Annotated in this window: 23 protein-coding genes and 1 tRNA gene; 6 read left to right on the top strand and 18 right to left on the bottom strand. The window is 30.5% G+C overall.

From position 1 onward, the window contains the following. Positions 1–94 precede the first annotated feature (94 nt). Positions 95–168: transfer RNA gene (locus ACE1EF_RS07525), tRNA-Met, on the top strand. A 146-nt stretch (positions 169–314) separates the two neighbouring features. Here ACE1EF_RS07525 and ACE1EF_RS07520 read toward each other — a convergent pair. The 10 genes from ACE1EF_RS07520 to ACE1EF_RS07475 all read right to left on the bottom strand — a co-directional run bounded on the left by ACE1EF_RS07520 (position 315) and on the right by ACE1EF_RS07475 (position 9,768). Further along, positions 315–1,880: an Eco57I restriction-modification methylase domain-containing protein gene (locus tag ACE1EF_RS07520; RefSeq protein WP_375720022.1), complete on the bottom strand. Its 1,566-nt coding sequence runs from the start codon at positions 1,878–1,880 to the stop codon at positions 315–317. 2 nt (positions 1,881–1,882) lie between these two features. Then, positions 1,883–2,512: an HNH endonuclease gene (locus ACE1EF_RS07515; RefSeq protein WP_375720021.1), complete on the bottom strand. Its 630-nt coding sequence runs from the start codon at positions 2,510–2,512 to the stop codon at positions 1,883–1,885. Then, the gene (locus tag ACE1EF_RS07510) at positions 2,509–3,180 is read right to left on the bottom strand and encodes a hypothetical protein (RefSeq protein ID WP_375720020.1); all 672 of its coding nucleotides are present in this window, start codon (positions 3,178–3,180) and stop codon (positions 2,509–2,511) included. Before ACE1EF_RS07510 ends, ACE1EF_RS07515 begins: the two co-directional genes overlap by 4 nt. 3 nt (positions 3,181–3,183) lie before the next feature. After that, positions 3,184–5,619 (bottom strand): ATP-binding protein, encoded by a 2,436-nt coding sequence (locus tag ACE1EF_RS07505; protein WP_375720019.1) that lies wholly within the window; start codon positions 5,617–5,619, stop codon positions 3,184–3,186. Continuing rightward, complete coding sequence (locus ACE1EF_RS07500) at positions 5,600–5,839, bottom strand: helix-turn-helix domain-containing protein (protein ID WP_375720018.1); 240 nt, start codon at positions 5,837–5,839, stop codon at positions 5,600–5,602. The genes ACE1EF_RS07505 and ACE1EF_RS07500 overlap by 20 nt, the downstream gene beginning before the upstream one ends. Before the next feature lie 161 nt (positions 5,840–6,000). Continuing rightward, positions 6,001–6,687 carry a RipA family octameric membrane protein gene (locus ACE1EF_RS07495; RefSeq protein WP_375720017.1) on the bottom strand — a complete coding sequence of 229 codons (687 nt, stop codon included), beginning with the start codon at positions 6,685–6,687 and terminating at the stop codon, positions 6,001–6,003. 317 nt (positions 6,688–7,004) lie between these two features. Beyond that, positions 7,005–7,334, bottom strand: a complete 330-nt coding sequence (locus ACE1EF_RS07490; protein WP_375720016.1) for a hypothetical protein — start codon at positions 7,332–7,334, stop codon at positions 7,005–7,007. A 166-nt stretch (positions 7,335–7,500) separates the two neighbouring features. Further along, positions 7,501–8,796: a tyrosine-type recombinase/integrase gene (locus tag ACE1EF_RS07485; protein ID WP_375720015.1), complete on the bottom strand. Its 1,296-nt coding sequence runs from the start codon at positions 8,794–8,796 to the stop codon at positions 7,501–7,503. Continuing rightward, the gene (locus ACE1EF_RS07480; RefSeq protein ID WP_375720014.1) at positions 8,784–9,152 is read right to left on the bottom strand and encodes a hypothetical protein; all 369 of its coding nucleotides are present in this window, start codon (positions 9,150–9,152) and stop codon (positions 8,784–8,786) included. The genes ACE1EF_RS07485 and ACE1EF_RS07480 overlap by 13 nt, the downstream gene beginning before the upstream one ends. Positions 9,153–9,531: 379 nt before the next feature. Further along, positions 9,532–9,768, bottom strand: coding sequence for a helix-turn-helix domain-containing protein (locus tag ACE1EF_RS07475; protein WP_375720013.1), 237 nt, complete (start codon positions 9,766–9,768; stop codon positions 9,532–9,534). Between the two features lie 116 nt (positions 9,769–9,884). On the opposite strand from ACE1EF_RS07475, the gene ACE1EF_RS07470 reads away from it, so the two are divergent. From ACE1EF_RS07470 to ACE1EF_RS07455, 4 genes are all read left to right on the top strand, one after another. After that, the gene (locus ACE1EF_RS07470; RefSeq protein ID WP_375720012.1) at positions 9,885–10,763 is read left to right on the top strand and encodes a hypothetical protein; all 879 of its coding nucleotides are present in this window, start codon (positions 9,885–9,887) and stop codon (positions 10,761–10,763) included. Beyond that, positions 10,756–11,124, top strand: coding sequence for an ATP-dependent Clp protease adaptor ClpS (locus tag ACE1EF_RS07465; RefSeq protein WP_375720011.1), 369 nt, complete (start codon positions 10,756–10,758; stop codon positions 11,122–11,124). Before ACE1EF_RS07470 ends, ACE1EF_RS07465 begins: the two co-directional genes overlap by 8 nt. 2 nt (positions 11,125–11,126) lie before the next feature. Then, positions 11,127–11,627 carry a hypothetical protein gene (locus tag ACE1EF_RS07460; protein ID WP_375720010.1) on the top strand — a complete coding sequence of 167 codons (501 nt, stop codon included), beginning with the start codon at positions 11,127–11,129 and terminating at the stop codon, positions 11,625–11,627. Positions 11,628–11,758: 131 nt separating this feature from the next. Beyond that, positions 11,759–12,349: a tyrosine-type recombinase/integrase gene (locus tag ACE1EF_RS07455; protein WP_375720009.1), complete on the top strand. Its 591-nt coding sequence runs from the start codon at positions 11,759–11,761 to the stop codon at positions 12,347–12,349. Here the strand turns inward: ACE1EF_RS07455 and ACE1EF_RS07450 are convergent. The 3 genes from ACE1EF_RS07450 to ACE1EF_RS07440 form a co-directional block, all read right to left on the bottom strand. Then, a complete protein-coding gene (locus tag ACE1EF_RS07450; RefSeq protein WP_375720008.1) occupies positions 12,335–12,616 on the bottom strand; it encodes a hypothetical protein in 282 nt (93 codons plus the stop codon). The two genes, ACE1EF_RS07455 and ACE1EF_RS07450, sit on opposite strands and share 15 nt — an antisense overlap. A gap of 78 nt (positions 12,617–12,694) precedes the next feature. Next, positions 12,695–13,969 carry a hypothetical protein gene (locus ACE1EF_RS07445; RefSeq protein ID WP_375720007.1) on the bottom strand — a complete coding sequence of 425 codons (1,275 nt, stop codon included), beginning with the start codon at positions 13,967–13,969 and terminating at the stop codon, positions 12,695–12,697. A gap of 428 nt (positions 13,970–14,397) precedes the next feature. Beyond that, complete coding sequence (locus ACE1EF_RS07440; RefSeq protein ID WP_375720006.1) at positions 14,398–14,649, bottom strand: helix-turn-helix domain-containing protein; 252 nt, start codon at positions 14,647–14,649, stop codon at positions 14,398–14,400. A gap of 220 nt (positions 14,650–14,869) precedes the next feature. Here ACE1EF_RS07440 and ACE1EF_RS07435 point away from each other — a divergent pair, with 220 nt between their 5' ends. After that, on the top strand, positions 14,870–15,172 hold the full coding sequence (locus ACE1EF_RS07435) for a hypothetical protein (protein WP_375720005.1): 303 nt from the start codon (positions 14,870–14,872) through the stop codon (positions 15,170–15,172). A 14-nt stretch (positions 15,173–15,186) separates the two neighbouring features. On the opposite strand, the gene ACE1EF_RS07430 is transcribed toward ACE1EF_RS07435, so the two are convergent. From ACE1EF_RS07430 to ACE1EF_RS07410, 5 genes are all read right to left on the bottom strand, one after another. Then, the gene (locus ACE1EF_RS07430) at positions 15,187–15,969 is read right to left on the bottom strand and encodes a DNA-methyltransferase (protein WP_375720004.1); all 783 of its coding nucleotides are present in this window, start codon (positions 15,967–15,969) and stop codon (positions 15,187–15,189) included. A 368-nt stretch (positions 15,970–16,337) separates the two neighbouring features. After that, the gene (locus ACE1EF_RS07425) at positions 16,338–17,855 is read right to left on the bottom strand and encodes an FISUMP domain-containing protein (protein ID WP_375720003.1); all 1,518 of its coding nucleotides are present in this window, start codon (positions 17,853–17,855) and stop codon (positions 16,338–16,340) included. 33 nt (positions 17,856–17,888) lie between these two features. Further along, positions 17,889–19,169 (bottom strand): fibrobacter succinogenes major paralogous domain-containing protein, encoded by a 1,281-nt coding sequence (locus ACE1EF_RS07420; RefSeq protein WP_375720002.1) that lies wholly within the window; start codon positions 19,167–19,169, stop codon positions 17,889–17,891. Between the two features lies 1 nt (position 19,170). Then, positions 19,171–19,650 carry a T9SS type A sorting domain-containing protein gene (locus tag ACE1EF_RS07415; protein WP_375720001.1) on the bottom strand — a complete coding sequence of 160 codons (480 nt, stop codon included), beginning with the start codon at positions 19,648–19,650 and terminating at the stop codon, positions 19,171–19,173. Positions 19,651–19,981: 331 nt separating this feature from the next. Further along, positions 19,982–20,617 carry a hypothetical protein gene (locus ACE1EF_RS07410; RefSeq protein WP_375720000.1) on the bottom strand — a complete coding sequence of 212 codons (636 nt, stop codon included), beginning with the start codon at positions 20,615–20,617 and terminating at the stop codon, positions 19,982–19,984. Positions 20,618–20,629: the final 12 nt, after the last annotated feature.

Below are 20,629 nucleotides of genomic sequence, written 5' to 3'. Positions count from 1 at the left end.
TAAGAAGATATGGCGAGATAGCTCAGTTGGTTAGAGCGTCCCGATCAAAATCGGGAAGGTCCTTAAGAACAACTGTTATTATATAAGAAGATATGGCGAGATAGCTCAGTTGGTTAGAGCGCATGATTCATAATCATGAGGTCCCGAGTTCAACCCTCGGTCTCGCTACGCTGATATAAAAAGGGATTGAGAGTTTTTTCAATCCCTTTTTATTGTCAAAATTTTCCCGGAGGCTGATTTTGGAGGCTGATTTTAAGTTAGACATTCCTAAATTTTCCCAAACTAATTTTATAATACAGATTACAGTATTAAAATTATCTAATCCTTTTGTTTACTAGTTTTAGTCTTATTTGTTGTAACGTTTCAATCTCTTCTTTATTTAATCCTAATACGTTACCCAGAATCTTGGCGTCATTTTTTCTAAGGATGTCATTTATATTACTTTTCTGTTCAAATTTTTTGGCAAATGTTCTAAATGTAACATTTGATATTTTTAGATATGGGAGTGGTAAATTCTTGAATTCACTAGGTGTTAATTCTAATACACCACCGCCGTAATATCTACCATCTATTTCGGAAAAAGACAGTGTCAGTGAATTATAGAATGAAAATATTAAACTATTTAAGTCATAACCATTCCTAGTGTTAATTCTATACGCAGAATCAGTAACGAGGGCTTCAGTGTTGTTTTTTAACAATTTTGGATAATTATGACTTCGTTTAAAGAAAAAGGCACTTGGAATTGTTGAAATATTCGGTATTACATACCATTTTTTTCTTTCTTTACATTTAAAACGATTAGGTATGTCTAAATCAACCCCTAGCTTAAGATATTCTATTAAATCAGGGACAATTTCATCAGAATTGTTAATTTGAATTAGTCTAGAAGGATATTTCTTCTCTAGTGCTGCAAAGTCATCCTCGTTAAATTCTACGTTTCCATTTACATATAATCCTTTTTGTATTATCGGTTTTGTATATTTTTTAAGATTATATTTTTCTTCTTTTTCTTTATTTATAATGAAATATTTATTAGCAGCAGTTACTATTCCTGGTTTTGATTCGCAGTAATCATTTATTCTATTCAATGAATTCTTTAGTTTGTTTAAAAAAGTAATCTCTTCATCGGTTAGAAAATGATGCGTCCATTTTACATTCGATTCAACCAATAAATTGTTTTTCTTTAATAGAAAATTTTCGTTGATTAACTCAAGCTTATTTGTAATATTTGTAAAGAACTCACCAGGATGCAAATGTTTTTTATAGGCAAATAGAACAATTGTATCCTGACCTTTACAGTCAAACATTAAATCATTAAAAGTAAATACTTCAATTCTACAAAATTGGCTTTTAAGGTAAGAACGTATATCTTCTGCGAATTTAACCTGAAGAAGCTCAGACGGTAGAACAAATGCTAAAACACCAAAATTCGTGAGTAAGGTTGTTGACTTGATCAAAAAACTAGTCCAAATATTTTTAATACTAGCATCTGAGAATCCTTCATTAGTCTGAATTTCTTGAGCAGCATCTATTTGTTCCTTTTTTAAAAGATTCCTTTTCACATATGGAGGATTGCCTATTACTAATGAAAATTTCTTATCTGTCTTGTAAAACAAGAAATCATCATTTATGAATGAGGCATTCTTACTCACCCATTTAGTTTTTGCTTTTTGTAATTCTTTATTGTCTAATTCAATAGCAGTAAGATTAATTTTGAGAATATTTTTGTTTAGCTCTGAGATAAAAGCTCCATCTCCAGCACTTGGCTCAAGAACAGATAAATATTTGATATCTTCAAAATGAGCCAAAACTCTTTTTGTGATAAAATGAGCCAAGTAATCAGGTGTATAATATGAACCTGTTTGTTTTTTGTTGCTCATAATTATAAACTATTGTAATAAGCAATTAAATTATCGTGAACCTGCACATATTTGAAACTTAGATCTTTTGCCCTATTTTCTATTTCAGTATATTTTTCTGTGGTGTTATCCATTTGAGACAACTCTTTGGCATATGCTTTAACTAAGAGTCTCAATTGATTTAATTCCCAAAGGAGTTTTATGGAGTAATTTCGTTCATCAAATTTAAATGCAATTTTCCACATCCATTTTCCTAATGGTGTTTTCCACATAATACTTCCATCGTTAGTTCTATATAGATGTTTTTCATATTCTATATCACATGGATCAATAAAACCCTCATCATTAATGTATGGAACTTTTACGTCTTTAGAAGGCCATTTGGATAATTTACAATTGTTACAAAACTTACAAGAATAAACCAAATTGTTATAATCTTCTGTTGAGATTATTCCTAAAGGTTCAAATAATGACTTAGGAATAAAATGATCAACTTCAAACCATGTATGTCTAAATCCATCATAGGATCCACAATATCCACAGTAATTATGAAAATCCACTTGTAAATCTGGTTTATGTTCAGTCCATCTCCCTTTGGCTGGAGATTTTGATGGAATGCTTCTCCTAACAGGCAAAATTTCTCTTACATTCATTTTTTCTTATTTTCATTAATTAATGATTGTAAGTATTCTTCAGCATCTCTTCTGATCTTTGATATATCCTTAATTTGTTTAACTGATCTTAGTTTCTCTGGGATCTCTTTTGCTTTAGATTTATCTAAGTTGAGTAATTCTCTTTGAAGAGAGATTAGTTCATCCTCTTCCAATGGGGTTAATTCATGATTACTGGATTTTAATAATAAACTTTCGATTGTATCCTTTTTCTTTTTGATATGATTACGATATTGTTCAATACTTCGTTTTAATGTTTCAATAAAATATTGAACTTTCTCATTATCATTATCTTCTTCTTCAAATATATCATCTTTGTCAAAAATTATCTTCAAATCTTCAACATAAGGTTCTGCTTGATCTACCTTATTTGTAAAAATAATGTGTGGGAAAAGTGGTTTTTTGTCGTAAAAGTAACTTTCTACTTGTTCTCCATTAAAAGTAACTATATTCGTTTCATTTAATTTATAATCAATCATTAGTAGATCTATGTCTGAATTAAATACTTGTTGCATTAATTCTTCCAAATTCATCCCTTTCTCTAAATTGTATCCTATTACCTCGAATCCATACTTTCTAAATCTTCTTTGATATTTTCTGACTTGATTAATATCTTCATCAATATAGCCTATTTTATAATCTGGTTTCATGTGTTATTTTCTTCTAATTGGAAATGTTATCAAAACTGAAAATCCTTGTGATTCTTCTAATATATCTATTGTACCATTATTATCACTAATCACTGCTTTTACTAAATACATTCCTAATCCAGTACCAATTTCTTTCCCTGTTCTATCTCTTTTTGATGTAGTAAAAGGCAAGAATATTTCTTCTTTATCATCTTCGAACACCTTATCTAATCCCATACCGTTATCATTATAAATGATATCGATGTACTCTTCTTTTAAGGTTGCAGTAATATTAATACTTCTTTGCTGAATTTTAGTTAATCTATTGAATGAATCTATAGAGTTGTTTATTAAGTTCGTGAATATTGTTGAAAAATCCATTTCAAAAGCCCTAAAATCGTATCCTTCTCCATTCAAATTGTCAACTATATTTAGGTGAATTTCTTTTCGTTTTAGTATTTTGTCCCAACTTTTTTCTAAAGAACTAAAAAACACGGAAAAATCAAACTTACCCCTTGTTCTTTTATCTTTTCTTATTGCAGTAAGGGCATAATCAACCCAATGGATAATTTTACTTGAGTTTTCATCTAATAATTCTATAATATTAATCCCATCGGTATACTCTATTGTTTGTTTTTTTATTTCTGGAACTATCAATTTATATATCCTTTCAAGCTCTTTTATTTCTAGAGAATTATCTTTAATTTCCTTAAGCTCGTGAGCAAAAGATGATACAATAAGCCCTAAGCTCGCCAAAGATCTAACCTGTACTAGTTCTTGTGTTTCCAGATCTCTCTTTTCATCTTCTATCGCTTTAAAAGTTTCTTTGAAAGTTTCTTCATATGTTTTTTTCTCCTCTTCTTCATTTTTTGATTCAAATAAATTTTGTTGATTTTTTTTACCATAAATAGATTCTTCTACTTTTTTCCTTTGTTCAACAATTTGATTTGCCAATATCACAGCTCTTTTTTGAATTTCTATTTCCTTTTTTTTCTCTCTCTCTTCTTTATTTTTTACAAATAAAGGATTTAGAACTTTGGTGCGATCAAACTCAAATTCGTGGATTACTCCTACAATTATCGATTTAAACGTATTAAATGCTTCATTCTCTTGTAGTGACCCCCTATCAGATTTATCTATAAGCAAAGGATTATTTTTCCTTGAAATTGTTATTATTCCAGCAGTTTGCTCTGGCCTTACCCTCCAATCCCCAACTCTTTGACCAGCTCCTGCTGGACTCTGGGCAACTCTTGATCCTAATTTTAACCAGTCATTAGAGGGATCTCCATATGGTCTAACTCTAAATGAATCTCTGTAGATTTTGACCCCACCAAATCTTTCTAGAGTTGATTTTCTTTCACTCGCTATTACTGATTTAAATGGATAACCTTCTTTTTGTGAATTTGAAAACTTTAGATAATAGAAAGTTAGTTCAAAACTACCTACGTCACGTAGAAGTCTTCGGTTTGAATTATTAAGATTCCATTTGAGTACTTTTTCAATTGATTTGGAATATTTGAATGTTTTGTTCTCAATTGTATTAAGATCATATGGTTTACTTTTGGAGTCATAAACATTTGGATAGTTTTTCTTCAATAATTTAATATCCAATTCATTTCGTGTAATTTCAATATCTACATTTAACGTTATTGCATTATATTCAGCAGTAAGTTTATAATCAAAGTCATTAAAAAAGGCAGTTTCAACATTTCCGTATTCCTTGGGTTGTTGTAAATGTTTGAAATAAACCTCGAACGGGATATTAAGTTCTTTTGGAGGGATTAAGGCTTCTAAACTTTTAAAAACACTTTTAATTTCGTCAAAATACCATTCATCTTTTAAATTAGAGATTTTGATTATTGTGCCGCTTTTAAAGTCAATGCCATTAATTAAATTCTCTATATTTTGATTATGAATAAAAAGAGCATTGATTTTACTTTCTAAATTAAGATTTACCGGGTCTAATTCCGCTTCAATCTGAGATATGGCTTTTTCCGAATCGTCAAATTGATTCCAGTCCATTTCCCAATAATAACCTGAGTTTTTTTGTGATTTTTTTGATAAAGTCCACATCTCTGTTTTGAGCCCAAGTCTATCTAAGGCAAATCTTCCAATTCCTTTTGCTCCAGTTTTAGTCCTTTTATCATCAGAAATAAAGTTTTTTTCCTTGTTCCCAGTACCAATTTGCATCCAATAGTTCTCAATAACTTCTTTTGTCATCCCTTCACCGTTATCTATAATGTACAAAGTGCTTTTTTCTTTAATAGGAACTTCAATATTGTTCCCATTATTTTCTTCTTGAGTATTTACTGGAACGTCAAAAAGTACAAAGCAGTTTTTAGCATCGGCATCATAGGAGTTTTTTACAAGTTCAATTATCGCTCCTTCTGGATTAGAGAAATTTTCTCTACCAAGTAATTTACCTGCTCTTGCAGAAACTTTAAAAGGTATTTTTGTCATTACTTACCGTTACTAATTTAACATTTCTACAAATTTCTGAAAGGATAAGAGATGGTTCGATATCCATTGCTCTAGCAATAAGAAATACTTCTTCTGCTGTTAATCTAGTCTTCTGGTTTAAACTCAACTCACTTAATCTAGAAGGGCTTATGCCAGTTCTTCTTGATATCTCAGCTTTATTAACTGACTTTCGTTTTAAAAACAGTCCTAATTCAGTCATAATAAAGTAATGTTTTAAACAAATGTATAGAAATAGGATAAATATTTAGATTTTCTGGATAGGAATTGTACAAATGCAAATTTAAAATTATAATATTTTGCATTTTGTAAACAACAATAATTTTATACAAAAGTAATATTTCACTTTATATTTTATTTAGTTTATTTTTTCCTTGATATTAATAGTATGTTGCTTTGTTTTTCGTTTACTGCTTTTTTTAATTCCTTTGATAATCCTGTCTCCGAATCTCTTATAAACAGTACTAAAGTCCAAATAAATATAACTAGAAAAGAACCACAATTTAAAAGAGTTTTGATTAAATCATTAGTTAGTATTTCGTATGTATAATCCAATGAATATGAAAGAATATAAATCCAAATCAGAACAATACTAAAACTCAGTATTTGATTTATCTTTGATACAGAGAAAGGATATTCTCTTGTTATTTTATTAAACTTAATTGTTGTTGGATTTAAAATTGTTGCAAAAAGAGGTCCTAATTCATCGTTTTCAAGCATATCAACATGTGTTTCCCAGTTTTTTTGCCAGTATTTACTTCCCCTGTTTGCTAAATACCAACCTATTGAAAACAATAGTCCAATTAATGATATAATAATGGTAAGTTCTTTGAAACTATCTGAGTTTATAGCGACAAAATAGCCAGCAAAAGAAGATGCAATAAAAGCCCAAAAATATGTTGTCCTTTTCCAATAAAGCTCAATTTCAAATTTCCTCACTTCAAGAGCATGTTCTAGCGTTTTTGTTAGGACATCTTTATTCTGTATTATTTTAGTCGAGAAATACTCTTTATAATCAGAACTATTTGATATTTCTTTTTCTATTTCCATTTTATCATATTAAAACATTTGGATGATAGTAATATAAGTTTTTAATTTTTAAATGTTTTGCCATCTCAACTACAATAGTTGAATATAAACACTACGCCATTAAACATCATTTGTGCTTAATGTTCTTTTAAACAAAGTTCATCCTTAAAACTGGTAAAGAAGTTTCCCCTTTAAAAGTAGTAAATATTATTTACATGATGACGTAATTAATCCAAAATGTTAGATTTCAATATACTGTATTAATATTTGGATTTAGGGATGGTTTTCAAGTATTGTATCAATAGTATATTAAAGATTCCTAAATAAAATCTAATACTTTAAACCATAACATTAAATTTAGCATCTAAGCTTTCATTAATTTCTGCTAAGGCTGTTAAACATTCCAAACGAATTCGTTTAAATTCTTTTAATTCCTCATCTGTTGCCTCAAGTAATTTCCAATACACGTAATTATTAGCATTAGTTAGCCTTCTACAAAGAAAGCCCGCATAGGCCAGGGTAAACATAATATGTTTTTCAAATTTTTCACTCTCTTTTAAAAGTGAAGCCATTTTCTTATTTGTTGAATTCTGATCACAAGCATAATCACTGCTTAAGACTAAATTCAAAACATTCTCAAATTCGGATTTTAATTCAAGTAATTCCATGATGTCTGGTTTATATAGGTAACAATTCCAAAATTAGTGAAAATTTATAATAACAATAGAAAAATATGATAATGTATTTGGGCATTAACGGATATAAAAAACATGCTTTATTATGTAAAACTCTTGTAATAATTTAGGTATAAAAAGATCCTTTTTATACTAATTCTTAAACCATCAATCTAAAACCATTAAGTGTATCATTATAAACTTTCGTATCGTGATAGTGCCCCATAATGACTTTCTGACCTGAGTGTCCAGTTATGACCTCTGCATTACCTCCGGTATAATTATTAAGCAGGGTGATATATGTTTTTCTAAGGTTTTTAAATGCAAGGTTTTTATCGGAGTTTAGCTGTTTGAAATAATGAGTAAAAGCCTTACTCATGTTATCCTTTAATGTAGTTCTGGTTCTGTTAGATTTAGGAGCTATAATATACCTGTCTTGTCCTTTATAATTTTTGTATCCTATTTTTATCAATAATTGTCTTAATTCAGGAATAACAGGGGTGTAAATATATTTCTTATCTTCTGTGCTATAAAGGTTGTTTCTTTGATTGTATTTATGGTCCTCAGTTACTATGTATATTGGATGCCCGTCCTTTTCATGAATATCTGAAAACTTCATGTTTATGACTTCGTCTCGTCTTCTACCTGTTAACAAGGCAAGTTGAAATGCATCTTTTAGCCATTCCTGGTAATGATATTTCTTTTCCCCTGATTCTAGTGTTTCGATTCCATCTTCAGGGGTAATAATATCAAGTAACTTATTAAACTCATCCTTAGAAATAGTTTCAATCCTATGAGTAGTTCGTTTTCTTATTACATTTTTAGATGAAAAATAATTAATAAGTCGATAGTGTTTTATTTCAATCAGGTATTTAAAGAATTCAGAAATGGTATCCATATGTCTATTGTAAGTTCTATTTGAAGGGGAATAATATTTGGTAATATAGTTGTGAAACATGGCAACATGTTCATTATTTATATGTCTGATTAACAATCTGTTAAGATTTACTTTATTTTCTTTTAAAGCCAAAATAAAACGTTTGAGATACCTAATAATTTGTTTGACATGTTCAGGGGATCTTTTCTTTTTCTGATGTTCAAACACATTATCGTTATTCAAATAATCAAGATACATTTGAATGCAGCCTTTCAAATCTTGTGGTAATGAATCATGTGATGTTTCTTCTTTAAGAGATTTATAATCATTTATCTGAAGTGATCGTTCAAAATCTAAAGTTGCTTTTATGGCTTCATCAATGTCTTTTGTTTTTAGTGTTTTTGTTCTTAGGGATGTCGTTCCTGGGATTGTCAGAAGTACTTTATACCTTTGTTTATCGATCGGATGATTACAATTACTGCTGAGCTTTAAAAACGATTTGGATTTATTTTTGCATTGGTTGCAAAATACATACAATCCTTTTGTCTGTTTAGATTTTGGTATTATTAATCTTTCCATAGTTTATCATCATTAAAGAAGTCCTTTGCTATATTGCTTGATGGGGTATAAGATGAATGGATGACAGAATCCCTTTTATTATCTGATTCACCCATAGTGAGTTCATATACCAGCACATAGTCTTCATCTAAACTTGCTTGATATATTTCTTTATAATTATTTGGATACAATGTCTGTAGGTTCTTTAGATTTATTAGATTAAGAACTCGTTCAATATCCTGATTCAACACGAACTTTCGCTGATTATCATTATATACTTTTACATTATTCCGAATACACCAAGCTTCAGTCGACCGGATATCTGTGTATCCAAGTCTTTCAGAAGCATCCTTAAGTGTAATTCGTTTTAAAAGCATATATAATATTTTGTAAATACATAAATAGCATCCACGATATTATTAAATGGCTAATTTAGAGCTGTATTTCACAGTTAAACGATCATACTTTACTCATCAATAAGCCCGTTTTAAGTATCGCACTTATCTTATAGTTAAAAGATGTGTAGAAGTTTATTCTTTTTCGAAATGTTTTAGAGGAAGTGAATCTTGAGTTTAGTGATGAATCAGGGAATAGAATATTATACATAATTTATTATGTATGTAATTATAAATTTAATAGTACGGTATACATACTATATTATGTAATCAGGATCAAAAACGGATAAGAATCTATAAGGTCAATAAGAATCAGGGAGGATGGTTTTAATGTATTAATATGGGAAGCATCATAACTTCATTACAATCCTGCCATTATAAACAAGTCGCTTAATTTAATGTCTTCATAATAATTTAAGACTGCTATTAAACTCCCAAGGTTAAAGTCACCATTTCCTTTTTCGATCCTCAAATAAGTATTTTGTGAAATATTTAGCTTTTCAGCGAAAACCTTATAATTAAATGAAGTTCTCTCTTTGCGCAGTCTTTTTAGCACTTTACCAATTTTATCAAGCGAATCAGAGGTATTAATATCCATTGTTGTATTCCTTTATTTTAAACAAAGATAAACAAAATGCACAATTTATTGTGCATTATTGAAGGGATTAGCTTATATTTGCACAATAAATTGTGCAAAACTTTAAAAAATACTTTATGATAAAAAGAAGAAATAGGATTGTTCTAATTAATAGTGAAGGAGATTTACTCTCGGTTATAATTAATCAAAGAGGTCAATTATATATTGAAGCTACCTTGTTGAATAATAATCAAAAGATTATTAATGAGACAAATAAAAATAAGATTGAATTATATCTAAAAGGAAGGATTACACTCCAATCACTACTATTACTAAGTTCGGATGGTCATTATATTTTTCCTAATAATAAGGAAAATGGTACGGCAAAATTTATTGAGATAAATTTAGGTATGCATCAGTCCGAATTGAGCTCTATTATTTATGGGAATGAATTATATCCTTTATTACCGGATTCAATGAAACCAAACTTATCAATTCATGAGATACTTGAATTTTTACCCGAAAAATGGAACGTATGGGAGTCAATGAAATTAGAGAAGTATGAAATTGCAAATGCTGGTTATACTATTTTTAAAGATAACGATGATATACAAATTGTTGAATTTGAACATGAACTCATCAACCCGGATGAGTATTATTTTTTAAAATGCAGGCTAAATCAGAACCAAACTCTGATGATTCGATTAATCCCGGAGTCACTTAAACTATATATCAACCAGATTACTTTAGCCGATTTGATAGATATTAGTGACTCTTTCATTTTGGATACTGATAACCAAATTATTTGTTCTTATAATCAAACTCAACATATTCAGTTAATAAAACGGACATGGTTATGTAACAGGTCGTATTACCAACTTCCCCATAGATTACGGGTTGAGAATCCATTAGGATGTTTAAAAAATTTACAGGATTCTACGATAAATGGGAGAGGTATACTGTCTGGTGATTTTAGAAGAGATTTTACTATTGATTTAAATACAATTTATGGTTAGAAGTAAGCTATTTGATAAATATGATATTCTGCTCGAAAAGTATTTTCCTTACACAGGCATCTTTTCAGATAAGATCCGATATGATGACAACATCGTCAATCCACTGGAAAAAGAATTAGGATTTGACAATCAAAGGGACTATCAACTGATACTGTTAAATGATACAGATAATGATATGATGCATGTTAGCCTTGCTCTTTTTGAGGTTATTCATATTAAACCAAAAGATAGTCAAACCAAGATGTTAGAAACACATGAAAAGGGAGAATCAACATTAATAATTGGTGATTTTGGTCATCTGAATACCATGAAGCTGAACCTGGGTAAAAGAAATTTGAAAACTCTAATTCGTAAAATATAAGAATGACAAAAAAACAGATGATAAAGAGCCTGGCAAAAATTTTCACAAAAGATCAAAAAGAATTTGACCTGTTGCATAAAAGGATTATAAGAAGTTTTAATCTAAACGAAGAACAAAAAACCCAGGTGCAATTTGGAATCATTGTTCCGGCTGATAAATCTCTTCAAAATTTCAATAATAAGTTAAATAGTCATAAGGAGCTAATTCATATAAGTGAAAAACTACAGCGCTCTAAATTTACTGCTTACCAATTCTTTCTGACAGAATTTCATAGATGTGGTGTTCATATTCCTGATATAGACATTGAGAAGTTGCAGGAAACGCCTGAAGAGTCAGTTAATGAACTCGAAATTTTCTTTTCACGATTTGTAGGACAATACTACTATAGAATTAATGATAAAAGGATCATAAAAGAACTACCTCTAAGGAAATTTCTGGAAAGATATCCTGATGTTCGGATTCTGATAGATATATGGTTTAGAAAAACAAAACAATATAGGTGAAATGACCATATACACTATTATGTAAAAGTGAATATTCCTTCACAAACAACATATAATGAGTGGATTACAAATCACATGATCTAATGGGCATTTCACTTTTAAGTAATAAATGACAAAACTGAATATTTTTAATGAGTAAAAAGTTCTCAAATACAACCGCAGATTATTTAAGCTGGGATCAGAACATAAATCTGATTCATAGGCTTTATACCGATGGGAATTATAAATTTTCTTTGTTGATAGCCCTTGGCTCTTTTTGGGGATTACGGATTTCAGATATTCTTAAATTAAAATGGGACAATATTCTGGATAAAACTGAAATTGTAATTAAAGAAAAGAAAACAGGTAAAAACCGGGAGATCAAAATAAATAACAAATTACAACTCCATATAAAAAGTTGCCAAGAAAAAATAAAACCATCCAGAAATGAGGATTTTATTTTCTTAAGTCAAAAGGGAACAGTTTACTCTGTTCAACGAATTAATGTAATTTTTAAATCAATAAAAAGAAAATACAACCTGAAAATTGGGAACTTCTCTACTCACTCGCTCAGAAAGACTTTCGGGCGTAAGATTTTTGAATCGACTGATAAATCTCAATCTGAGATGGCGCTTGCCAAATTATCAATAATTTTTAATCATTCAAGTGTTACGATTACCCGGCGATACCTGGGAATTACTAAAAAGGAGATCCAGGAAACCTATGATTTACTGAATTTTTGAAACATGATGAGCTCTTTTCATTATTTTGCTTACTTTATCAAATCTTCTTTCCTTCTGATATAATTTTTCGATTTCTATTTTATGTATTTCCCAAAAAACTTTATCAATGGGGTAAGTATGCAACAAATTTGTGGATATTGCAATTTGGAAATGAAAGTCCATAATGTATTCCCAGTGAATTTCAAAATATTGATTATTTAAATCGAGAACATAAGGGTATTTATATTTGTCAAATAAGTATTCAATTTGTTCTATCCAGTCAACCATATTTAAATATTCATTTTATTATTATATAGGATCAAATCTTAAAAAGTTGATAAAATATTGCTAATAACACTTTATTTATCATTTCAAATAATACCGAATTCCGGTTAACTCATTTTCTAATATTTTTTCTATAATTTCTTTTGTGATTTCAACTTTATCCGCTGAAACATAGATACCATCATGAACATTAATAAACTGAATTTCGGAGTTTAATAATTTACTCCATATCTTCCTAAAGAGTCTGCTTTCAAACCTTTGTAATATACAAGATGTATTTTTATATGAGGGAATTTTCTTTCCATCTCGATACATCTGAGTATTTTGAATTTTAAGGATATATTGCCCTAAAGAAGGGAATTGCCGGGATAGTTCGAAGAAAGATTTGGAATATCGATTCGAAAAAATACTACGCAGAAACTGCTTTTTTGCGTTGGATCTTTCGTATGGATAATATGAATAAACATCCCCCGAATTGACCGCCATAGTAAATTCATTTTGTCCTATTTCGTCTAAAAGCATTTTGGCGAGTAAAGTTGGCTGAGATTGCGCAAGGTCTAATCCAACAATATGGGTTGAGCCATCTAAATGGAGATAGTTTCTAAAAAAGGAGGGTAGAGTCGTAAAAATGGAGTGAAATCTATTACCGAAAGAATCAATTGATACAAATGAAGTTTTTTCAATTTTAGTCGATTCATTCCATAGAGTTATATAATCGTAATAAAATCGAGATTGATCAAGATATTCCTCTAATGTCATTATATGCATTCCTTTTGTTATTTCTTTCGTAGTTGCCAGGTTGTTAATGTATTCCATTTTTTCTTTTTTGTATTTTGAATATCTATGATGTAATTCTTTCTGGATTTCTTCCTGAGTAATATTGATTTTAATTTTCCATAGAATGTTAAATACTTTTTTGTCAATACCTTTCAGTGTGTTATAATTAGATTTATAATAGTTTTTGAGTCCATTTTTAACCCTTTTGGACTTTATTGAAGAAGAGATTTTAGTACTCTTTAAGGGTTTATCTGTTAGCAAGAATAATTTAAAATGCTTTCCATATTTAAAGTATTTTTCTTCAATTTTGATTATTTCATGAGAATGTAATTCATTAATGAACTCATTATATTGGTTTGTCAAAAGGTTTCTGAGCTGATCTGAAGAGAAGTAAACCATTTTTTTTGTTTCTTCATCTTCCATAAAATCAAAAACAGCATCCTTGTAGATTTGTATCCGATATATCTTCGATAAAAAAGAATTTAATCTTTCAACAGTTTCTTGGGAAACTGATGGTTTAACATTGTTGGCAATTTTTCGTAAAATTTCATTAAGATCCTGAAATATATAGTAATGCAATTCATATTGGATTGTTTTTTAGTAATAGGATTCAAAAACCAAATTACAATAGTTACTATATATAGTTTAAGAAATGGTCAAAGTTGATTAAAAAATGAAATACTCTATAAACCTTTTAGATAAAGGAATCAGATAGGATTAAAATGGAAAAACCTTCAATATAATGATAATAAGAAATTGAGTAAAAAATCAGAATAAAAAAAATACAATTCCCTAATTTTTTTTTTATATAAAGTATTTATATAAAATTTCAAACATTATATAAAAAGGATTACTTTACAATATAGATTTTGCTAATTTAATTAAAGTCAAGATTGGTTTTTAATCTAACCTCAACTACATTTTGTAAATGATTAGGTTGATTATGACTTCATATTTACATAAGTTATTCCTTGTGAATTAGGCAACTAATTAGAAAGAAATTCATTCTATGTTTTAATTGATTCTATCTCTTTATCCCAGTCACTAAAAAATTCGCCAAGTGTAAGGTTAAGGGCATCCAAAACTTGAATGAGTGTGGAGATTCTATAATTATCACCACTTTCTAAACGAAATATGGTGACTTTATTGAAATTGTGGATCTTACAAAAGGTTTCGTAATTGTTACAATTTTCTTTTCTAAGGTTACGGATTTTTTTACCGATAATTTCTCGGATTTCTTTGTCATCAAGTTGATACATGGTAATAAATTTACACAACAAAGTATGTAAAAAACTTTTAATTTTAAGCAGGTCAATCAAGTTTTTTGAGATAAATCAATATGTCAAATGTTACACTACCTTTTTATTTGTACATAAAATGTTATGTAATTTATTTAATTATTTACAGAAATTAATAGTCAAAAAAGCATAACTTAGCCAAAATCAGATAATTGAACTTCATAATAACAACTTCTTTAAAATGAATTTAAACTCGAAAACAAGTAATTCCGATTTATTTCTTTTTAATAAACTTGGATTAGTCCCATTTGATATAGATGATCAGGATAAGCATTACCTTGGAATTCACACACTTGACTCAAATCCAGTAGCATCAATTAAAATTTTTGTCACATGTATGCCAGCGCAGTTTTGGGAATTCGAAGTAACTACTATTGAAGGTCAGAAGTATGTGCTTCAAACAGGTTCAGGTCCGTTAAGTATTTTTTGGGAATCGATAGTATTAGTAGCTCAAAATATGTTGAGTATTAGACTACTAAATTAATAATAATTAAAGACTTAAAATTTCTTTCGAACATCCTTTTTATAAAGTAAATAATTGAGTTTTACGAATCTTTCAGATTTTTTATACCTATCCGTAGATATTAAGACTTGTTCAGTTGAAATTTCTGATCCAACAAAATTACAATTCATGAAAAGGCTTGAAACAGCAGTAGTTCCAGTCCCCATGAATGGGTCATATAAAATATCATTCATTTTCCCATAAATACGTATTAGATTATTTATTAGTTCTACTGAAAATGTTGAAATATTACCACCCCTACTTTTCCCATTTTTACAATAAAGAATGTTGTCTATCGGTGAATTATTGACTTTTCCATTTTTACTTATTGATGTCACTTTTTTATTAATATGAAAGGTGTCCAATTCTGTAATTCGTGCAAATACAAATATTAATTCATATTTACGGGTTAATCTATTGGTGCTTGATAATGGAGTGCTATTTGGTTTTACCCAACAAATTGTATCGACAACACGAAAGTTTGTTTTCTTTTCAATCTCCGTGATAGCACTGTAATGCAGTGAAGGATCAAGTTTCGAGTATGACATGTTAAAAAGCACAACCCTATTTTCTTCCAAAATAAGATTAAAATGTTTGAAAAGATGTGTTAGCCAGACAATGTATTTTTCACGGGGTAAGGAATCCTTATACTTATCATAACTCCTGCCAATGTTATATGGTGGAGAAGTAATAATTAGATCTACCTTTTGCCCTTTTGAAATAAGATTGTCAGCCATAAATTTCTCACATCGCTTCTCAAAGAATTTGTTTTTACTCATAACTTTTCCAGGTAATATTAATTACTAATTCTATCAACATATAGCCTGCAATTTAGCAAAAGTTGATTTTTAAAGGTGAAAAAGGTCAATTAAATTAAAGGAATGTTGATATAACAGTAAGGGAATTGGTCGTAATGATAAAATTATTTACATACATTATTATGTAAACATAGTAGTGTTAGCTGGTACTAAAAAGGGGGAGCTTACATTACAATTTGTACCTCCACACAATTATAAAGTCCGTCTTTATCTAATATTTGCATTTGGCAAATCCTTGGTTTTATCCGATACCCCCAATTCTACAAAATTCGACCGCTTCGCGGTAATAGATAAATTGTTAAATAGATAAAGCTCGCAATCGCTCACTCTTAATCCCGGACGCAACGCACAGAAAAGCCGGTCGACTTATAGTAGTCGTTGCGGTACACGCTGGCGTTGAGGTAGGTCAAGCTTCGGTAGTACGCGGTGGTACTAAGGTACTCAGTACTACTCCACCAGTAGCCGAGGTTGCCCGCGTTGTAGAACGTGCCACTGGCGTAGCGAAGGTACCCGCCCGGAAGGGCGGAAAAACCACTGCTGTTATTGCTTGCAGGATCATTACCAACAGCACCTTCATTTGATGAGCTGCTCCAACCTGTTTGGCTTGCCATGGATTTTGCAATTTTTTCTCTGCCACCACCGATTGTGCCATCGTAATTATATCCGTTATCTGCCAAATAGTTTTCCAATATTGTCCACTCCGCATCACTTGGCAAATGCCATCCATCAGGGCAAACACCCTGTACTAAGTTAGTACCGTCAAATGGAACACCATTTATTGCAGCTGCATAGGTATAAAGCGCTCCATAAACGTCTTTATTGGCATCATCATCATTATACCAGCAATATGCCTTGTCAGTGTTGTTATCGCCTAAAGCTGCCCAGTTATCATCACCTGTTACGTGAGGGATAGGTGTACCATTAGCATACTGAGTTACTTTAAGATTATCATCCATCCAAAGTTGCTCTCCTATCAACACTGTACCGTATTCATTGCCATCAATATCTGTTATATTTTCACCTATTTTGAAAGCAATAAAGACAGAATCTTCAGAAAAATCACATTCTGTCTGAATTGTCCATTTTAATTTATAATTACCTAACATTTCTCCTGTGAAAATTGTATTTGGATCATTTACATCTGAAAAACTACCTCCTGTACCATTTATAATACTCCATTTTCCGGTACCATGTCCAGGATCCGGTGAATTTCCCTCTAATGTTGTTGACGTTGCCTGTTCTAGAATATTTTGATCAGTTCCAGCATCTGCAAGTGTCGGCTGTGGCCAGCAATCAAAAGGAGTAGAATTCCAACCTTCACCATCAAACACCTGATACATTTTATCTGTTACATTATATACTTCGTCTCCTTTTTCAGGATTTAATGCAATTATTTCTTCCAGGGTTAAAACAGGTATATTATTCATTTTTAAACTACTCGTAAGGTTTTCAGCTGTTTTTGCGTGAAATGCATAAGGAACACTTAATACCTGGCTTGTACTTGTTATGGAATAATTATTACCACCTTCAGGATCTATTTCCGTTTTGATGAAGTAAACACCTGTTGACCAGTCTATATCAGAAAATATATCAGATGTAGTACCTCCACCAATATCAATACTTACCAAACCATTTTCATTTGTGGTTGGATTCTGTGTTTCAGTATAAACAGCTACTCCGTCTGCTGACTCCTTCAATATCGTTATTTGAATGCCTACTGTTTGATTACTCACTAATTCATTATCTATGTTTCTAATTACTGCTTGATAAGTCATCTTTTCAGGAACCTGTGCAAAAATAATCCCAGTAAACAGGATAGCTAATAAGGATATGGTTATTCGTTTCATATTAATTGGTTTTTATAATAAGTGAGGCAAATTTTAATCTTTCACGCAACGCACAGATAAACCAGCCGACTTATGTTTCCCTTGGCGTTTTACTTGGGTTCCATAATGGGCTAAATTTCTAAGGAGTGCAAAATCACTACCACTCTCTGAACTGCTCCACCAGTTACCTCCGTAGCCCAGATCATTACTAAATGATCCACTAAAAAAGCGGTATCCACCTGGAAGGGCAGCAAATCCAAAATCATCTGTACCATTTCCATTATACCAACCTGATGAGGCTTTTAGTTTACCTCCTTCATCTATTCCTCTCCAGTCATATTCATCTACTTGTATCTGACTCATCCCTAAAAATACTTCAAGTACCTTCCACTCTTCATCACTGGGCAGATGCCAACCTGTTGGACATACTCCCTGTACAGGATTTATGCCATCATATGGAGTTCCATTTGTAGCTGCCGCATAAGTATAAAGGGCCCCATATACATCTTTATTAGAAATATCATTATTATACCAGCAATATACTTTATCTGTTTCGTTATCACCCAGATTTGCCCAATTAGTATCACCAGTTATATTTTCAATGGGTGTACCATCAGAAAATTTTATTGCCTTTAGATTTTCAGCCATCCATTTCTGATTACCTATTGTAACAAATTTGTATACTGTTCCATCACGATTATCAGTATACGTTCCAGAACTATTTTCTACGAGATTAGCATTACTTATTCCTGGAATAATAACAAATTGATAATTCCCTAAAAATAATGTGTCCCCTGTTGTAGAAACTCTAATTGTTACATATGATTTTGTTACTGCATCTTGATCATCAGTTGGATCACTTACATTTTTAAGTTGGGTATTTACATTATTGTCTACAGCAGCAATATAGGCAAGTGTTTGGGGTTCTAAAACAGATTCAGCTGTTTTTGCATGGAATGCATATGGAACGCTTAATACCTGGCTTGTACTTGTGATTGAGTAATTTGTTCCACCTTCAGGATCTATTTCCGTTTTGATGAAGTAAACACCTGTGGACCAATCAATATCAGAAAATATATCAGACGTTGTTCCTCCACCAATATCTATACTTACCAGACCATTCTCATTTGTGGTTGGATTTTGTACTTCAGTATAAACAGCTTCACCTTCTGCCGATTCTTTTAATATAGTTACTTGAATACCTACAGTTTGGTTACTCACTAACTCATTATTAATATCTCTAATCACCGCCTGATAGGTCATCTTTTCCGGAACTTGTGCTAAAATAATTCCAGTAAAAAGAATGGATACTAAGATTATGGTTATTCGTTTCATATTATTTTATTTTTATAATCTTAAAGGTCATGTATTCTTCCTCTTTAACAATTACTTTTAAAAGATATGTAGAAGGAGATAGTTCTTTAAAAGAGATATTGGTAGTACCTGTTATTATTTTTGACTGCAACAATTTTCCTTTCAGATTGTATAACTTGTATGTCAAATCTTTGATGTCATTTTCTTTTAAACTGAGAGTTACAAGGTCAGTTGCAGGATTTGGGAATACTTTTAATTCAATATCATTCTCTAATAATTCATTATTCTTTGTTAAAACTGATATTTCAAATGGTTGTTGAACCCCTTCCGACAAGGAATAGTCAGAACTTGATTTTGTTTTGTAAACCATCTGGCCAATGGAATAACTTGCAGAACCACCACTTCCGGTTGCATTTGAGCCAACAGGGACGATTGTTTCCTGAGCATTAACTACTGAGAATAGAAATACAGTCACAAAGGTTAACAGACTTCGAGTTTTCATGGGATATTATTTGTAGGTCAATAAATTAAAGTCTTTTAAATTTAGAACTTTAATTTACAAATTCAAAGTATGTGTTCGATATTAAGGGAAATTACTAATGAATTTATTTAGCCATTATTTATTTCAATAAGGATGTGAATTCAATATTTAATTTTTACATTTATTGATATATTTCATAAAGGTTTTACAATTCATATAAAGCATAATATACTAATAATGGTATCTGATCACCAGTTTTAATGTTGCATTCAGCTTTTTTATAATACAATTCTTTTCAAAAATATCTTTTCAAGGTTTTCTTTAAAAATTCGTTTAAGTTCCCAGATTTGTACTATTCTTTCAGTTTTTCAATATTTTTTCTTATAATTGGAAATGTGTACGTAAACCCATATCCTTTAAAAAACTTATCTGATTCATTTGCCTGGCCATCTATCCACACATTTTTATGGATAAGGTAAAATGAAAATCTGTGATCCCTGTTAGTCCGATAAACGATGCCGATGTTTTGGTGTAAATTTGAGTATTTGAAATTTTCACTTGTAATACAATATCTTTGAAGTCCAAGCGAACCTTTATTGCCATTTTGAAGATTTGATTCATCGTGCACAACTTCGAGTTTATAGTTTTGAACACCCACAGCATAACGCACACCCAGACGAAAATTATTTATTGGGAAAAAAGTATAGCCGATACCAAATGCCGGACTGGGACTAACATGAAAAAAATTAGTTGCAAGACCGGTGTAAGTATAATAATCGTGTGGTATCTTAATCGTGATTTTTTTCAAATCATAAGTCCTCTTTTCATCATAAATCATTGGTTTTGAAAACGTAACATCAACATTCTTCATATTAACCCGTGTTACAAGGTTGGTAATATTTAAATCGGTTATATCACCGTCTCCGGGGAAAGGACTTGTTGCTCTCTGATTACTGGATTCAATACCAATTGATATCCCAATCTCCATTGGATAATCATA

It is taken from the genome of Quyinboa sediminis, from assembly GCF_042219855.1.
Classification (GTDB): Bacteria; Bacteroidota; Bacteroidia; order Bacteroidales; family UBA5342; genus JBHJHP01.
The sequence above is the reverse complement of the archived record's forward strand: the minus strand, read 5'-3'. Positions and strand labels throughout refer to the sequence as shown.

What these genes read in the sequence shown, in the direction of transcription:
- ACE1EF_RS07520 (WP_375720022.1), bottom strand. Translation starts at nt 1,880, where the DNA reads ATGAGCAACAAAAAACAAACAGGTTCATATTATACACCTGATTACTTG.
- ACE1EF_RS07515 (WP_375720021.1), bottom strand. Translation starts at nt 2,512, where the DNA reads ATGAATGTAAGAGAAATTTTGCCTGTTAGGAGAAGCATTCCATCAAAA.
- ACE1EF_RS07510 (WP_375720020.1), bottom strand. Translation starts at nt 3,180, where the DNA reads ATGAAACCAGATTATAAAATAGGCTATATTGATGAAGATATTAATCAA.
- ACE1EF_RS07505 (WP_375720019.1), bottom strand. Translation starts at nt 5,619, where the DNA reads ATGACAAAAATACCTTTTAAAGTTTCTGCAAGAGCAGGTAAATTACTT.
- ACE1EF_RS07500 (WP_375720018.1), bottom strand. Translation starts at nt 5,839, where the DNA reads ATGACTGAATTAGGACTGTTTTTAAAACGAAAGTCAGTTAATAAAGCT.
- ACE1EF_RS07495 (WP_375720017.1), bottom strand. Translation starts at nt 6,687, where the DNA reads ATGGAAATAGAAAAAGAAATATCAAATAGTTCTGATTATAAAGAGTAT.
- ACE1EF_RS07490 (WP_375720016.1), bottom strand. Translation starts at nt 7,334, where the DNA reads ATGGAATTACTTGAATTAAAATCCGAATTTGAGAATGTTTTGAATTTA.
- ACE1EF_RS07485 (WP_375720015.1), bottom strand. Translation starts at nt 8,796, where the DNA reads ATGGAAAGATTAATAATACCAAAATCTAAACAGACAAAAGGATTGTAT.
- ACE1EF_RS07480 (WP_375720014.1), bottom strand. Translation starts at nt 9,152, where the DNA reads ATGCTTTTAAAACGAATTACACTTAAGGATGCTTCTGAAAGACTTGGA.
- ACE1EF_RS07475 (WP_375720013.1), bottom strand. Translation starts at nt 9,768, where the DNA reads ATGGATATTAATACCTCTGATTCGCTTGATAAAATTGGTAAAGTGCTA.
- ACE1EF_RS07470 (WP_375720012.1), top strand. Translation starts at nt 9,885, where the DNA reads ATGATAAAAAGAAGAAATAGGATTGTTCTAATTAATAGTGAAGGAGAT.
- ACE1EF_RS07465 (WP_375720011.1), top strand. Translation starts at nt 10,756, where the DNA reads ATGGTTAGAAGTAAGCTATTTGATAAATATGATATTCTGCTCGAAAAG.
- ACE1EF_RS07460 (WP_375720010.1), top strand. Translation starts at nt 11,127, where the DNA reads ATGACAAAAAAACAGATGATAAAGAGCCTGGCAAAAATTTTCACAAAA.
- ACE1EF_RS07455 (WP_375720009.1), top strand. Translation starts at nt 11,759, where the DNA reads ATGAGTAAAAAGTTCTCAAATACAACCGCAGATTATTTAAGCTGGGAT.
- ACE1EF_RS07450 (WP_375720008.1), bottom strand. Translation starts at nt 12,616, where the DNA reads ATGGTTGACTGGATAGAACAAATTGAATACTTATTTGACAAATATAAA.
- ACE1EF_RS07440 (WP_375720006.1), bottom strand. Translation starts at nt 14,649, where the DNA reads ATGTATCAACTTGATGACAAAGAAATCCGAGAAATTATCGGTAAAAAA.
- ACE1EF_RS07435 (WP_375720005.1), top strand. Translation starts at nt 14,870, where the DNA reads ATGAATTTAAACTCGAAAACAAGTAATTCCGATTTATTTCTTTTTAAT.
- ACE1EF_RS07430 (WP_375720004.1), bottom strand. Translation starts at nt 15,969, where the DNA reads ATGAGTAAAAACAAATTCTTTGAGAAGCGATGTGAGAAATTTATGGCT.
- ACE1EF_RS07425 (WP_375720003.1), bottom strand. Translation starts at nt 17,855, where the DNA reads ATGAAACGAATAACCATATCCTTATTAGCTATCCTGTTTACTGGGATT.
- ACE1EF_RS07420 (WP_375720002.1), bottom strand. Translation starts at nt 19,169, where the DNA reads ATGAAACGAATAACCATAATCTTAGTATCCATTCTTTTTACTGGAATT.
- ACE1EF_RS07415 (WP_375720001.1), bottom strand. Translation starts at nt 19,650, where the DNA reads ATGAAAACTCGAAGTCTGTTAACCTTTGTGACTGTATTTCTATTCTCA.
- ACE1EF_RS07410 (WP_375720000.1), bottom strand. Translation starts at nt 20,617, where the DNA reads ATGGAGATTGGGATATCAATTGGTATTGAATCCAGTAATCAGAGAGCA.